Genomic DNA, 14,557 nt, shown 5'->3' with positions numbered 1-14,557 from the left:
TTTTATTAGCAAATTGTATTGGTTTGAAAATGGATAACTAATATAATAAAAATAAATCACTATGAAGTTACATAATGATTTGTTTGAAATTTAGATAATTTTTTTCTTTGTCAGATTCACAGAATGCTTTTACCATATGGTTAGCTTATTTTTCGAAAATAGAGTGGTGAACTTGAACTTGTATGGTGCAGACGTTTAAAAGTAAATATTGTTTTAATTATCCACATGATGGGTTTGTACTGCCTTTATTGTTTTTACCCAGCTCATATAGACAGAGTACCAGACATTGTCTCCCCTAGAGCCGTTAGAGAGTACGACCAAACCGCTTTTGGTAGGTAAATGCAAAAACATTCCGGCGCTCCAGCCTATATTTTCACCTGTGTGGCCTATAGTTCGGAGACCTTCAAAATTCATGAACCTGTATCCCAGACCACTTTCACCATCGTTAGACAATGGAATGACGGGTTGCTCCATCAGGTGTATGGTTTCCGGATTCAAAACTCTATTTAATCCCTTGGAATCAGTTGTAATAGATAATTCTGCAAAATGGGCCAGATCTGAAATTGTTGTCTGTAACCCTGCAGCAGCCTGTTCTGTAAATATTCTATTTTTAATAGGCTTTCCTAAGGTGTCATAAGCTGTTGCGGAGCTGGCCTTCATTTCCTCAGTCCATTCATAGCTGGTGTGATTTAATCCTAAGGGTTGAAAGACGCTCTTCTTCATATAGCCTGCAAAGCTTTCTTTTGTTTTTTCTTCAAGAAGTAGCTGTGCAAGGGTATAGCCACCGCCGGAATATTTCCATTTTGTTCCCGGCTCGTTTATAAGGTGTACGCTTTCGCCATTTCTTTTAGTTTTTCCGTTAAGAGATTCTTCCAGGGTCATCAGAGGAGTGCCCTGCTCTGAGCCTCCGTATCCATGTACGGAAAGCCCGGCTGTATGACTTAATATCCGCCTTAAGTTAACTTTAGATATATCGTATGGGGATGGAGGTACTTTCCAACGGGTCAGGGACTGATTAATGGGTTCGTCCAGCGTTATCAATTTTTTTTCTACCAATTGCAAGAAGCCCCACGAAGAAACTAACTTTGAAATAGAGCCTATATTAAAAATAGTCTGTGCTGTTACTGGTTTTCCGCTGGCGACATCAGCATAGCCTATACACTGTATCCATGCTATTTTTCCATTCCGGATTACAGCAACGGCTAATCCGGGAACATGATTCTTTTTGGCAGCCTCTGACCCAGCTTTTTGAATTTCCTGATAGAGTGGATCTGAACTTTTTTGTGGGATATCTTCTTTCTTTACGACAGATTTCTTTATCATAGAGCATGAAAAAAGAATGGTACTGCACAATATGAGTATAAGCTTTATTTTATAATTGTTCATTGGAGTTGTTCTTTAAGTTAGATTTTCTTTTAGATGATATAAAAATGTATCCTTCAACTCAAACACCATAAAACTTTTTTGAGACAGGCTGATTTTAGTTTCCGCAGTACATACAATATTGGGAATTTTATTTTCTGATTCTTTTGTGCTATGCACGTTAAGATATTAAAAAAGATGATATGTTCACTAAGATCTTTATTGCTGACCTGATTTTTCTAACAGACAGAGTAGTTCCAGTGCAGTAAAGCTACTGCCAATATTTGCTTTTAGCCCTAGGATTCCATCAGATCCTATTCTGAAAAGTTGCTGTAAAAACCCATATCTATGGATTTTCTTTTGCAATTTCTTCGTGATGCTTCAGATATAAAGGCAACGCAGCAGATCCGTACCAAGGAAATATTTCATAGCTGAAAACTCCGGCCTGTACGGCAGGATCTGTTTTTACCCATTGTTCGGCTTCTTCTTTGGATTTTGTATTGAAGATAAACATTCCGCGATAGTTTTCTTTATTTTGTTCCAGGAAAGGACCGGCTACAACAATTTTTCCTTCATCAGCCAGTTTACCAATATTAGACATATGGCCTTTCATCAGCTCACTCATCTTGGCCTTATCATCAATTTTTGTCGATCCGGTCGTGAGCATTACAATGGTATAAGCTTTCATTCCATATTGATCTGCACCCAATGAAGTGGCGAGCTCCTGATTAAATTTTACTTTTTCGGTTTTTTTCTGTTGGGCACTATAAATGGTTGCGGTAAAAAGAGCAAGGAGGGCATAAATTTTTAGTTTCATGGTATTTAATCTTTAATTCTTAAAAATTCTTTAGCCAGTTCGATCATTTTCGGATCTCCGGTATATTTTCCGTGTTCGTCTGAAAGTTTTACTGTTGGGATCCATTCTTTGTTAGGTGCCTGTACCCCGATTAATTTCATCACGATATTCATAGGTTTTAAGCCTACATCGTTCGTAAGGTTGGTTCCTATTCCGAAAGAGATCCCGATTTTTCCTCTGCAGTAATTGGTGATTTCCTCTACTTTTTCAAGATTCAGCGCGTCGGAAAAAATGATGTATTTAAACAACGGATTGATTCCGTTTCTCTGGTAATGAGCGATGGTTTTATCTGCAAATTCAAGAGGGTCCCCGCTGTCATGGCGTACACCGTCAAAAAGTTTTGCAAATTTCTTATCAAACTGCTGGAAGAAAACATCTGTGGTATAAGTATCGGAAAGCGCTACTCCCAGGTCACCTCTGTACACATCTACCCAGTGTTCCAGGGCCAGTTCGTTGGCCATTTTGAAGCCATATTCAGCAGCGTGAAACATAAACCATTCATGGGCATGTGTTCCGATAGGTTTCACATTATATTTCATTGCGAAATGTACGTTTGAACTTCCTATAAATGTGGAGTCTTTCTTTTGGGTAAGGGCTTCCATTACAAGATTCTGAACTTTATAAGAATGTCTTCTTCTTGTCCCGAACTCGGCAAAGTTTACACCTAACCTGCCTAATGAATCGGCTTTTTCCACCGTCTTACTCATTACGACTTCATTAGAATCTCTTTCCATATGATTCATTTCATAATGAAGCTCGCTGATCAGAGACAGCAGAGGCACTTCCCATAGAATCGTTCTGTACCAAAGCCCTTCAACAATTACAGAAAGGTCACCTCCTTCCTGGTGGATTTTTACTTCCGAAGGATCATAATGATAGCCTTCAAGGAAATCCAGGTAAGGAAGATCAAGATAAGGACATGTTTTTGCTAAGAATTTTTTTTCATCTTTTGTTAATTTGAGTTCAGCCATTTTGGTCACAGCTTCTCTTAATGCAACATCAAAACCTTCCGGAAAATGATGCTTACCTCTATTGATGAATTCGTATTTTACAAGGGAGCTGGGGAATAACTTCACCACAGCGTTTTGCATGGTTATTTTATAGAAATCATTATCAATAATGGAATTCAATCGAACGTCGTGCATATGTGTAATTTTAACGCAAATTTAGTGATTAAAAATAAAAATCGTCTAAATGTAAGACGATTTTTGAAATAATTCATTGATTTTTTATGCTTACTTCCCTAAATAAGAGTTGTACATCCAGACTTCTTTTTCCTGCTCTGTGATATAATCGCTCATTTGGGAATTTGTACCTTCATCTCCTGCCTTATCTGTGATGTCTAAAAGCTCCCTTTGAAGGTCTATCACCACTTTAAATGAACTTAAGATATTTTCTACACTTTTTGTGCCGTCCGTCACTTCCTTGCTTTCTTTGATGGTGGCTACTTTCAGATAATCAGAATAATTATGAGCCGGTGTTGCACCCAACGTCAATATTCTTTCAGCGATCTCATCAATTTTAAGAACAAGGCTGTTGTAAAGTTCTTCAAATTTTGGATGAAGGGTGAAAAACTGATCTCCTTTGATATTCCAGTGTGAGCCCCTTGTATTCTGATAAAATATGGAATAGTTGGCTAAAAGTGTATTTAATTTTTCCGAAATGTTCTTGCAGTCGGCTTCCTTAAGGCCGATAATACTGGCATTTTTCATACGTTTATTTTTTATAGTAACAAATGTAGGAAATATTGTACCGAAATCATTGGGATCGTGATTGATGATACTTATCTTTGGTATTTTTATAATGTATTGTAAACATGGGTTTTTTCCGGAATAGTAAAATAGCAGGTTTTTGGATATCATTGCTGGTAATAAGTGTTGTAAGCTTTTACTATTATCTTGCCAGTGTTTCTAAAACTGACGGACATTATATATATATGCTGGATGATGCCTATATTCATCTGGCAATGGCTAAAAATTTTGCATTACATTCCGTCTGGGGAGTTACACCGTATGAATTTTCCTCGACCTCTTCATCTCCGCTTTTTACATTTCTCATCAGTGTCCTGATACGGATTTTTGGGAATAATGATCAATTACCACTTTATTTTAATATCATTTTCGGAATCGGGATCGTCTTTTTACTCAGCAGATATTATTCAGTTGTCTTTAAAGAATGGAAAAAAATTGTACTTGCTGTACTTTTTACCGTTTTTTTTACCGTTGTGTATGTCCAGGTTTTATCAGGGATGGAGCATGTTTTTCAGGTTTTCCTTTTTGTGACCAATATTTTTTGTTTCTCCAGATGGAGCAAAAATAAATATTCCGTTGCGGGGTTTTATGGGAGCTTATTATTAATGGGGCTGGTTCGTTTTGAAAGTATGTTTTACTTTGTAATCCTGGCTTTTGCTTTTTTGCTGATTAAAAAATGGAAAGAAGCTTTAGGGGTTTTGCTGGCCGGTTTTATCCCGGTTATTATTTTTTGTTATTTCAATTATCTCCAGGACGGTTACCTTTTTCCGAATTCGGTGGTGGTGAAAGGTACAAAGCTAAGTTTCGGGCCCAACATGCTTTTTCAGCTTAAAACTATTTTCCTGGATAATCTTTTATTAAACCCAAGTTTTTATAAGATCGGCTTTTTTCCAGTAGTGCTGTCAGCTATCCTTATATATAGGGAAGGGAAAAAAAATAGTTTCACAGAAACAATCCGGAAGAATTTTCTTCTGATTGTGTTTTCATTGCTTATGATCTGTCATTCCATGTTTGCAGACCTGAAAGGGCTGTTCAGATATGAGGCATATATTCTCACAGGTTTTTCAATGGCGCTTATTCCAAAGGTCAGTTCGCTTTTTACGGATTTTAAAAACGATATTAAAAAAGAAAGACTGGTCAGTTTCTTAATTTTGATGAATGTGCTATTACTCATCTATAAATGCTGGATTTCACACTGGATGATTATTAATGGTGGAAAAAACATTTATGAACAGCAGATCCAGTCTGCTAAGTTTTTGCATACCTATTATAATACCTCAAAGGTTGTAGCCAATGATATTGGAGCCATTACCTATTATACGGATATACATTTATTGGATATCGCAGGGCTTGGTTCCAAAGAAATGATTCCTTTTAACGAAAATAAAAGGGTATTTGATACAAGATTTGAAGATTTTCTGACACAATATGGCAGAACTAACCATTATAAAATTGCCATTGTCTATGAAGAATGGCTTCAGGGGTATGTTCCGGAAACCTGGAAGAAAGCGGCCGTTTTAAAGATCCGGAATAAAACGATGGTTGCCAGAGATGAAGTATCGGTTTATTCTATAGGTGGGCGGGATATTCAAGCGCTAAAACAAAACATCAGAAATTTTAACTGGAATAAAAATGTAAAGGTGACAATCTTTGATTAAGGCTAAGTATCTGTTAATTAATTTTTAATAAAAAAGAGAATTTATATATAACAGCTTGTCAATTAAAAAATTATTATTAAATTTGCAGCCTAAAATAAAAAGCAATTAAATGCCTACTATTCAACAATTAGTAAGAAAAGGAAGAGCCACGCTTGCCAAGAAGAGCAAATCGGCTGCCCTTGATTCTTGTCCACAAAGACGAGGTGTATGTACGAGAGTATATACTACCACTCCTAAGAAACCTAACTCTGCACTTAGAAAAGTAGCAAGGGTAAGACTTTCTAACGGAAAAGAAGTTAACGCCTACATCCCGGGCGAAGGACATAATCTTCAGGAGCACTCGATAGTATTGGTGAGAGGCGGAAGGGTGAAAGACCTACCGGGAGTACGTTACCACATCGTAAGAGGTGCTTTAGACACTGCAGGTGTAAATGGAAGAACACAGAGAAGATCGAAGTATGGAGCTAAGAGACCTAAACCAGGTCAGGCAGCTGCTGCACCAGCAAAAGGAAAGAAAAAATAATCATTAAATAAGGTACAGAAACAATGAGAAAGACAAAAGCGAAAAAAAGACCGTTGTTACCAGATCCAAAGTTTAATGATCAGTTGGTAACAAGATTCGTAAACAACTTAATGCTTGACGGTAAAAAGTCTATCGCATTCAAAATTTTCTATGATGCATTAGATATCGTAGAAACTAAAAAAGGAGATAACGAGAAAACAGCCCTTGAAATCTGGAAAGATGCATTAACAAATGTAATGCCTCACGTAGAAGTACGTTCCAGAAGAGTAGGTGGAGCTAACTTCCAGATCCCAATGCCAATCAGAGCTGACAGAAAAATTTCTATGGCAATGAAATGGTTAATCAAATATTCAAAAGCTAGAAATGATAAGTCTATGGCTTTGAAATTAGCTAATGAAGTGGTAGCTGCTTCCAGAGAAGAAGGTGCTGCTTACAAGAAAAAGAGTGATACTCACAAAATGGCGGAAGCTAACAAAGCGTTTTCACACTTTAAATTCTAATCTGAAATGGCAAGAGATCTTAAATTTACAAGAAATATTGGTATTGCTGCTCACATTGATGCCGGTAAAACTACCACAACAGAAAGAATTTTATTCTATACAGGAAAAACCCACAAGATTGGTGAGGTTCACGAAGGTGCCGCTACAATGGACTGGATGGAGCAAGAAGCAGAAAGAGGTATTACCATTACTTCTGCTGCCACTACTTGTAGCTGGAATTTCCCTACTGATCAGGGAAAAGCTCTTCCTGAAACTAAACCTTACCACTTCAACATCATCGATACACCGGGACACGTTGACTTTACAGTAGAAGTAAACAGATCTTTAAGAGTATTAGATGGTTTGGTATTCTTATTCTCTGCAGTAGATGGAGTAGAGCCTCAGTCTGAAACAAACTGGAGGCTTGCTGACAACTATAAAGTTGCGAGAATGGGATTCGTAAACAAAATGGACAGACAAGGTGCTGACTTCCTTAACGTGGTAAAACAGGTTAAAGAAATGTTAGGATCTAATGCAGTTCCAATCGTTTTACCAATCGGTGCTGAAGAAGATTTTAAAGGTGTTGTAGACTTAATTAAAAACAGAGCTATCATCTGGGATGAAGCAGGACAAGGAGCTACTTTCGAAGTAGTGCCGATTCCTGAAGACATGAAAGATGAAGTTTTAGAATACAGAGAGAAATTAGTAGAAGCTGTAGCTGACTATGATGAGACTTTGATGGAGAAATTCTTCGAAGATCCGGATTCAATTTCTGAAGAAGAAATCAACGAAGCATTAAGAAAAGCTACAATTGATCTTTCTATCATTCCAATGACTTGTGGTTCTTCTTTCAAAAACAAAGGAGTACAGTTTATGCTTGATGCAGTTTGTAAATATCTTCCTTCTCCAATGGATAAAGATGATATTACAGGTACAAACCCTGATACAGATGCTGAGATCACAAGAAAGCCGGATGTAAAAGAGCCTTTTTCTGCATTAGCATTTAAGATTGCTACTGACCCGTTCGTGGGAAGATTAGCATTCTTCAGAGCTTACTCTGGAAGACTTGATGCTGGTTCTTATGTTCTTAACACAAGATCCGGAAACAAAGAAAGAATCTCAAGAATCTATCAGATGCACGCTAACAAGCAAAATCCTGTAGAATATATTGAAGCAGGAGATATTGGTGCAGCTGTGGGATTTAAAGATATTAAAACAGGAGATACTTTATCAGACGAGAAAAATCCAATCGTTCTTGAATCGATGATTTTCCCTGATCCGGTAATTGGTATCGCTGTTGAGCCTAAAACTAAAGCTGACCAGGATAAAATGGGTAATGCTCTGGCTAAATTAGCTGAAGAAGATCCTACTTTCCAGGTTAAAACTGATGAAGCTTCAGGACAAACGATTATCTCTGGGATGGGTGAGCTTCACCTTGACATCCTTGTAGATCGTATGAGAAGAGAATTCAAAGTTGAAGTTAACCAGGGGCAGCCTCAGGTAGAATACAAAGAAGCTCTTACACAAACTGCTAACCACAGAGAAGTTTACAAAAAGCAATCTGGGGGTAGAGGTAAGTTCGCGGATATCGTATTTACTATCGGACCTGCTGACGAAGGTAAAACCGGTCTTGAATTCATCAACGAAATCAAAGGTGGTAACATTCCTAAAGAATTTATCCCTTCAGTAGAAAAAGGTTTCAAGGAATCTATGAAGAATGGTCCTTTAGCCGGATTTGAAGTTGAAGCTATGAAGATTGTATTGAAAGACGGATCTTACCACCAGGTTGACTCGGATCAGCTATCTTTCGAATTAGCTGCAAAAATGGGATTCAAAGAAGCTGGTAGAGCTGCAAAAGCTGTGATCATGGAACCTATTATGAAACTGGAAGTTGTAACTCCGGAAGAATATATGGGGGATATCGTAGGTGACCTTAACAGAAGAAGAGGTACTGTAAACGGTATGGATGACAGAAATAATGCAAAAGTAATCAAAGCTTTCGTTCCACTTTCTGAAATGTTTGGTTATGTAACTTCACTTAGAACATTGTCTTCTGGTAGAGCTACATCTTCTATGGAGTTTGAAAAATATGAAGCAGCACCATCAAACGTTGCTGAAGAAGTAATCGCTAAGGCTAAAGGTTAATATTTAAATTAGATTAAAATGTCACAAAGAATCAGAATAAAACTAAAATCTTACGATTATAATTTAGTAGACAAGTCTGCTGAGAAAATCGTAAAAACGGTAAAGGCTACTGGTGCTGTTGTAAACGGTCCTATTCCATTACCAACAAATAAGAGAATCTTCACTGTGTTGAGATCTCCGCACGTTAACAAAAAAGCAAGAGAACAGTTCCAGCTTTCTGCTCACAAGAGATTGATGGATATCTATTCTTCTTCTTCTAAAACTGTGGATGCTCTAATGAAATTGGAGTTACCAAGCGGTGTAGACGTTGAAATTAAAGTGTGATAATTGCATACTTTGCAATGATTATAATTAAAATCCGTTCCTTTTAAAGGAGCGGATTTTTATATTTTAAAGATAAATTTAAATCAGAATTCTGATTTTTCCGGACTTATATATTCTCCTTCTACATATCCGCCGTTTACATAACGGGTGCTATCATTGGCATGCCATGCATAAACTCCGGCCACCATAATTCCAAGATCTTCCACATAATTATAAACAGTTTCCCCAAAATGGCCGAAGGGAGGAAGATGTTTTTGCAATAAGAGAAATTCTTCCAGGTAACAGTCATGAAGCTCCAGCGCTTTCATATAAGCCTTTTTCAGGGAAATCTTATTTTCTTGCCGGAATACCTTTACAAGATTCATAGTGTCTTCTTCGCGGTGGAGTTCTTTTGGTAAAGAAATAATATCATTATGGATTCCGATCATCAGAGCGCAGAGCGTATAAATACGCTTTATATAAGGATGATCAAAAATCTCATCCGGTAAATTACGATAATTCTTTTGCAGTGCCACATAATTACAGAAGGGTTGTACTCCGCTTGTTGCTTCCCGGATAATCAGGTAAACAGGGAGTGGCGGAATGGTATTTGCCCTGTAATAAACCTTTTCTTCCGAATAACCGATCAATACTTCGTGTATTGATTGTATAAATCTTTTGTATAAGTTCTCAGGGATTCCGCACTGAATAGCATCCTGTCTCAATACCCAGAATTGATGAAATATACCATTGTCTGCAGGTTCATTGGGATCATCACCGGTTAACAATGCTTTGATCCGATTAGTTATTTCATACATTTCGCTGCGTGTGCAACGGTCAAAATAATCATCCAGCATGGCTCCGTTACCCGTATAATTAGCCAATGGTCGAAGTTCTGCAATGGTCTTTAAAAATGGACAGCCACGCGCTGCAATATCAGTAAGATTGTGTTGCTTATGTTTCTCACGGGCAGCATGGCTGTGGAAAGTATATTCTTTATCAATCCAGTCATAATATTCCTGTCTTTGTAATTGAAAATCAGAGTGTATAAAATCAGGAAATGGGTACTTTGGTCTCGGCAGTTCTGTTATACCTGCGTAAAACTCTTCGTCTTTAATTGTGGTTTTCATTATATTTTGTTTTTATGATTGAGTTTTGTTTAAAATTAAATCAAATAATCGAGATTTAATTTAAATTAATTGTAATTATTTAAAATATGCTGTTGTTGCTGATCTGATTTTCTGAGAATTTGTTCAGCATTTTTTTAATTATCACTATTATGCATTGCAAGGTTCTATTTATTTTATATATTTGTAAAAAAAATACTATGAAAAGAGTTTTATTGTTGCTGTTATTCATCAGCTTTGGAGTAAATGCTCAGACACATCGCTTTATTTATGAAATGCAATACAGAAGTGATTCTACAAGTAAAGTTTTTGAGAAAATGAATTTCGTGCTGGATGTTAATCCAAAAGACGTTAAATATTATGAATACTACTATCTCGAATCCGATTCTATCAATCGTGTAAAAGGGAACTATGAACATCAGTATGGTGGCCGTTTTGAATCAATAAAGCACGAAAGAAATTCATTTAAAAATCAGAACTATGAGCTGATTGGCTTTGATATGTTCAGTTTTCCGACTGAAGATAAAATGATCTGGAAGCTTACAGATGAAACAAAGAAAATGGGCGATTACACCCTTCAGAAAGCAACAACCCAGTTTGGAGGAAGAAGCTGGACTGCATGGTTTAATAAAGATATGGCAATTTCAGAAGGTCCCCATAAATTTCGTGGACTGCCCGGAATGATTTTTCAGCTGGAAGATGCTCAGTCGAATTTTATATTTACCTTAATTAAAAGTAAAAATCTGAAGGAAACTTATGATACCTTAGGATTCATCGAAACATTTTACGGAAGAAAACCATTGGAAATTTCGGAGAAAATGCGGATCAAGAAAAAACAGGAAGTGTTTAATGATCCTTTGGCAGATATGAGAAAAGATTTCAATGAAGGTTCACATAGCGAAATGTATGTGATGGGAGCGAAAGTTACCAGCCTGGAGCAGTTTAATGACCTCACTAAAAAACTGCAGGAAAAACTCAGGAAAATCAACAATCCAATCGAAAGGGATAAAGCTATAAAATATTAACCGATTCATTTCCTTTTAAGCTCCGCCGGTTTCGGCGGAGTTTTTGCTGGATCCCTTTAAAACTATTACAATGAGTAAACCGGACAAAAGTATATTTGAAAAGTTTTCAGATTGGGCAACGAAATTTACAGGAAGTTTTTATGCATTTATTGGTGCGACACTTATTGTCGTGGGTTGGGCATTTTCAGGGCCGTTGTTTGATTACTCAGAAACCTGGCAACTGGTGATCAATACCGGAACAACAATCATTACTTTTTTAATGGTATTCCTGATTCAGAAAGCCCAGAATAAAGACTCAAAAGCGATTCAGATCAAACTTAATGAGCTTCTTGCTGCCAATGAAAAAGCAAGTAACAGAATCGTAGATATAGAAGATCTGACAGAAAAAGAACTTGACCAGCTTCATTGCTATTATGAAAAACTTTCGAGCTTTGCCAAAGAAGATGCAGACATTCATACTTCACACTCTATCGATGCTGCACAAAGAAACCAGGATTATAAACACGAGTTTTTCAAAAAGAAACATGAAGAATGGCTGGAAAAACAACAAAAAAAGGAATCAAACTGATTCCTTTTTTTGTTATAGATATTTGAAAGTTATTTCATGAAATAACTGAAGTAAGAACAGCTTCCCATCAGGCCTTTCGCGGCTTCGGTATCTGCATATTGTGTTTTCAGCAATGCAAAATAGGTACGGTATTTCTGATTTTTAATCTGATCCAGCTGTTTCTGATAAGCATCGGTCTTTTCAGACCATTTAGGATCTGAATAGCTGATGTTAGCATGGTTTTTTGCTTCATACTGATAATATTTTCCTTGTTCGGCACTTGCCATCTGGAAAATGATTCTCGCCTTTTGTTCTTTATTGGTAGAGGCATCTAACGCTTTTCTGTAATAATTGATCGCTAAATCAAAGTTGTCCGGTTCAATATAAGATGTGTCGAGGAAATTTTTGTAATAATACTGGTAAGGTGTTTTCTTATCCGTATTCCAGAAGTCATATTTTCCGCCATTCGTATTATCTACATCCATTACAAATATGTGTCTGTAGTAGCCCAGAATTGAAGTGTTGTACAGTAGATTTCCTATCAGCTGATTTGCCCTGGCAGCTTTTTCATCTTTCCCTGAACCAATCTTTTTAAGCTGGATCAAAGCATCGGCCAGTTCCAGTTTGTTCATTTCCGGTTTGATAAAAGGAAACTGGGTATAGTCCTCATTTTCCATGCTTGTTTGTGCATCACTTTCGTAGCTTTCCCAAACATTATGCCCGAAAATATAATCAGGAATATTTCTGAAACCATTATATTCATTCGCTGCATATTGATGGGGAACTTTTGGCAGCTCAGTAGATACCCAGTCATAATTAATCCTTGGGATCCCTACAAAATTCTGTGCCTTCTGATAATAAGACCTGGCTTTTTCAAAATCAGCCTGTCTCATAGCCCTGTCACCATAGATTACACTGAAGAATGCATCAATATTTCCCACATCATCCATGTTTTTAGCAATGATCTGCTGCTCAAACTGGGTCTTGTTAGGTTTTCTGTAAAAATCCTCAACACTTTTTACCAAACTTGAATTCGGGTTATACTGCAGGTCGGAAAGCTTATTACTCATTAAGAAAGATTTTCCATCTTCGCCCTGAAGGAAATAACGGTTGGCCAGAACATCTTTAAGGAAAGATGCAGTTGACGGAACGGGGCCATAATAATCATAATCTGTAGTGGCACTGTCCTTTTTGGCTTCCTGCTCAACAAAATATTCTGAATAATCCTTCATCAGATGGTCTTCATATTCTGCTGTAATTTTTGGCTGGGAAACAATATCATTCAATACTTTCATTCTTTTGATCTCTTCAAGATATTCGGGATTGGTGGTTTTGATATCTTCTAAAATCTCAGTACTTGCCTTATAGTCTTTTTTCAGGAACTGTAGATAAGCATCTGCAATCTGCCAGTATTCGTCTTTTGATTTCTCTTTGGTTTTTTCCGTGAACTTTTCCAGCTCATCTAAGAAGTCTTTTGACTTGTTATCATACCAGTAATTGTTATTGGTGTAAACAGGAATTCTGTTCGGATTTTCCAGTAATTCATCATCACTCTGATCTGTTTTATCTTCGTTTCCTTTTTTATCTGATTTTGATCCTCCAAAAAGGTTTTTAAAGAATCTTATAATTTTCTGCCAGAGAGAAAGTTCCTTTTTCTTTACTTCTTTGGTTTCGGTTTTGGTTTTATCCGCAGTTGTTTTTGCCCCGTCTTTTTGAACTACTGTGTGAGTTCCATCATCAGAGTTATAATAATAAATCGGAAGGTAGTTTCTCTCCAGCTCATTGATACTTCTCACTGCCATTACCTTCAGAATCTCAGAATCAGGATTGATGTCGTACATTTTTTCCATGATAGGAATCGGGTTTGTGAAATCTTCATAACCTAAAAGAAAGTAAGCCATGTTTTTTTCATCATTGTTCCCTGCCCGTTTCAGGATATTATTAAAAGATGCAGTATCTGAAAGCTTCATCGAAACAAATGCAGATTCCTTACGGCTTTTACTGTTCATAAAAACCTGGAAAAAATTCCAGTTGGCATCACTGTTCATTTTTAAGCCTCTCTGTGCTCCAGCAAGCTGGTCAAGAGCCATGAAATAAGCGGCTCCCTTTAATTTAATAGGCTCCACATAAGTTTTAAAGGATTGAAGCGCGGTATCGTAATTTCTGGTGTAATGATTGAAACGGACAAGCTGATAACCGTATCGCTGTTTGATCTCAGGATTTTTTGCTGCATTGTAAAGTGAGGTTAAAGCAGAAATGGTCTTATGGTAATCAAGGTTGGTTGCATTTTTATCATTTCCGGTTCCGCCATAATAGAATGAATCTGCATTTTCAATGAAGTTAATTCTCATATAAGGCTCGAGATATTTGGCTTCGATTAAATAATCAATTCCTTCGCGGTATTTTTGATAAAAGCCGGAGCCCAGTTTTTTTAGCAGCTGGTTGTTGGGATTTCCTTTTTTTAATTCATTAAGATCATTTATTCCCATTTTATTTACGAGATAATCTGTCTCTGAATAGCTGAGCTGATTATTGAAAAATTTTCGCCATGATTCAATATTTTCATCCGAAATCTGACCTGCTTTGAATTCAGTATAAAATCTTGTCGAATAACTGTGAAGAAAGGGAAGGTAAGATTTGTCCTTTATGATGCTCTGGGTAAATAAATTGAAGTATTCATAATCCGGATCAGACCAGGCACATGCATCAGACTTTGTATAGAAAAGTGACAGCACTGCTAATGAAAGAATATACTTTTTCATATTATTTTTGGTGTTTATT

13 protein-coding genes are annotated in these 14,557 nt (G+C 36.8%); 7 read left to right on the top strand and 6 right to left on the bottom strand.

The genetic code is table 11. The features are described 5' to 3' along the window. Positions 1-213: 213 nt before the first annotated feature. The 4 genes from PMI13_RS00705 to PMI13_RS00690 all read right to left on the bottom strand — a co-directional run bounded on the left by PMI13_RS00705 (position 214) and on the right by PMI13_RS00690 (position 3,930). Positions 214-1,323 carry a serine hydrolase domain-containing protein gene (locus PMI13_RS00705; RefSeq protein WP_051957027.1) on the bottom strand — a complete coding sequence of 370 codons (1,110 nt, stop codon included), beginning with the start codon at positions 1,321-1,323 and terminating at the stop codon, positions 214-216. A gap of 385 nt (positions 1,324-1,708) precedes the next feature. Next, on the bottom strand, positions 1,709-2,179 hold the full coding sequence (locus PMI13_RS00700) for a YciI family protein (RefSeq protein WP_007839563.1): 471 nt from the start codon (positions 2,177-2,179) through the stop codon (positions 1,709-1,711). Positions 2,180-2,184: 5 nt separating this feature from the next. After that, positions 2,185-3,363 (bottom strand): nicotinate phosphoribosyltransferase, encoded by a 1,179-nt coding sequence (gene pncB, locus PMI13_RS00695; protein ID WP_007839555.1) that lies wholly within the window; start codon positions 3,361-3,363, stop codon positions 2,185-2,187. A 90-nt stretch (positions 3,364-3,453) separates the two neighbouring features. After that, complete coding sequence (locus tag PMI13_RS00690) at positions 3,454-3,930, bottom strand: Dps family protein (protein ID WP_007839552.1); 477 nt, start codon at positions 3,928-3,930, stop codon at positions 3,454-3,456. Between the two features lie 104 nt (positions 3,931-4,034). Between PMI13_RS00690 and PMI13_RS00685 the strand changes: the two genes are divergently transcribed. From PMI13_RS00685 to rpsJ, 5 genes are all read left to right on the top strand, one after another. Beyond that, entirely contained in the window at positions 4,035-5,627 is a 1,593-nt protein-coding gene (locus tag PMI13_RS00685; RefSeq protein WP_007839550.1) for a hypothetical protein, read from the top strand. A gap of 109 nt (positions 5,628-5,736) precedes the next feature. Next, complete coding sequence (gene rpsL / locus PMI13_RS00680) at positions 5,737-6,150, top strand: 30S ribosomal protein S12 (RefSeq protein WP_002983146.1); 414 nt, start codon at positions 5,737-5,739, stop codon at positions 6,148-6,150. Between the two features lie 23 nt (positions 6,151-6,173). Beyond that, positions 6,174-6,650: a 30S ribosomal protein S7 gene (gene rpsG, locus PMI13_RS00675; protein ID WP_007839548.1), complete on the top strand. Its 477-nt coding sequence runs from the start codon at positions 6,174-6,176 to the stop codon at positions 6,648-6,650. 6 nt (positions 6,651-6,656) lie between these two features. Next, a complete protein-coding gene (gene fusA / locus PMI13_RS00670; RefSeq protein ID WP_007839547.1) occupies positions 6,657-8,774 on the top strand; it encodes an elongation factor G in 2,118 nt (705 codons plus the stop codon). Between the two features lie 18 nt (positions 8,775-8,792). Further along, positions 8,793-9,098: a 30S ribosomal protein S10 gene (rpsJ, locus tag PMI13_RS00665; RefSeq protein WP_002661363.1), complete on the top strand. Its 306-nt coding sequence runs from the start codon at positions 8,793-8,795 to the stop codon at positions 9,096-9,098. Positions 9,099-9,181: 83 nt separating this feature from the next. Here the strand turns inward: rpsJ and PMI13_RS00660 are convergent, their stop codons facing one another. Then, positions 9,182-10,207: a terpene synthase family protein gene (locus PMI13_RS00660; protein WP_007839537.1), complete on the bottom strand. Its 1,026-nt coding sequence runs from the start codon at positions 10,205-10,207 to the stop codon at positions 9,182-9,184. A gap of 197 nt (positions 10,208-10,404) precedes the next feature. Here PMI13_RS00660 and PMI13_RS00655 point away from each other — a divergent pair, with 197 nt between their 5' ends. Next, the gene (locus PMI13_RS00655) at positions 10,405-11,229 is read left to right on the top strand and encodes a GLPGLI family protein (RefSeq protein ID WP_007839535.1); all 825 of its coding nucleotides are present in this window, start codon (positions 10,405-10,407) and stop codon (positions 11,227-11,229) included. 70 nt (positions 11,230-11,299) lie between these two features. After that, complete coding sequence (locus PMI13_RS00650; RefSeq protein WP_007839533.1) at positions 11,300-11,797, top strand: low affinity iron permease family protein; 498 nt, start codon at positions 11,300-11,302, stop codon at positions 11,795-11,797. A gap of 29 nt (positions 11,798-11,826) precedes the next feature. Here the strand turns inward: PMI13_RS00650 and PMI13_RS00645 are convergent, their stop codons facing one another. After that, positions 11,827-14,538: a hypothetical protein gene (locus PMI13_RS00645; protein WP_007839531.1), complete on the bottom strand. Its 2,712-nt coding sequence runs from the start codon at positions 14,536-14,538 to the stop codon at positions 11,827-11,829. Positions 14,539-14,557 lie beyond the last annotated feature (19 nt).

The organism is Chryseobacterium populi, assembly GCF_000282115.1.
GTDB lineage: Bacteria > Bacteroidota > Bacteroidia > Flavobacteriales > Weeksellaceae > Chryseobacterium > Chryseobacterium populi.
This window is presented reverse-complemented; position numbering and strand designations above follow the sequence as displayed.

Excerpts from the sequence above, each read along its gene's own strand:
- PMI13_RS00705 (WP_051957027.1), bottom strand. The coding sequence starts at position 1,323 with ATGATAAAGAAATCTGTCGTAAAGAAAGAAGATATCCCACAAAAAAGT.
- PMI13_RS00700 (WP_007839563.1), bottom strand. The coding sequence starts at position 2,179 with ATGAAACTAAAAATTTATGCCCTCCTTGCTCTTTTTACCGCAACCATT.
- pncB (WP_007839555.1), bottom strand. The coding sequence starts at position 3,363 with ATGCACGACGTTCGATTGAATTCCATTATTGATAATGATTTCTATAAA.
- PMI13_RS00690 (WP_007839552.1), bottom strand. The coding sequence starts at position 3,930 with ATGAAAAATGCCAGTATTATCGGCCTTAAGGAAGCCGACTGCAAGAAC.
- PMI13_RS00685 (WP_007839550.1), top strand. The coding sequence starts at position 4,035 with ATGGGTTTTTTCCGGAATAGTAAAATAGCAGGTTTTTGGATATCATTG.
- rpsL (WP_002983146.1), top strand. The coding sequence starts at position 5,737 with ATGCCTACTATTCAACAATTAGTAAGAAAAGGAAGAGCCACGCTTGCC.
- rpsG (WP_007839548.1), top strand. The coding sequence starts at position 6,174 with ATGAGAAAGACAAAAGCGAAAAAAAGACCGTTGTTACCAGATCCAAAG.
- fusA (WP_007839547.1), top strand. The coding sequence starts at position 6,657 with ATGGCAAGAGATCTTAAATTTACAAGAAATATTGGTATTGCTGCTCAC.
- rpsJ (WP_002661363.1), top strand. The coding sequence starts at position 8,793 with ATGTCACAAAGAATCAGAATAAAACTAAAATCTTACGATTATAATTTA.
- PMI13_RS00660 (WP_007839537.1), bottom strand. The coding sequence starts at position 10,207 with ATGAAAACCACAATTAAAGACGAAGAGTTTTACGCAGGTATAACAGAA.
- PMI13_RS00655 (WP_007839535.1), top strand. The coding sequence starts at position 10,405 with ATGAAAAGAGTTTTATTGTTGCTGTTATTCATCAGCTTTGGAGTAAAT.
- PMI13_RS00650 (WP_007839533.1), top strand. The coding sequence starts at position 11,300 with ATGAGTAAACCGGACAAAAGTATATTTGAAAAGTTTTCAGATTGGGCA.
- PMI13_RS00645 (WP_007839531.1), bottom strand. The coding sequence starts at position 14,538 with ATGAAAAAGTATATTCTTTCATTAGCAGTGCTGTCACTTTTCTATACA.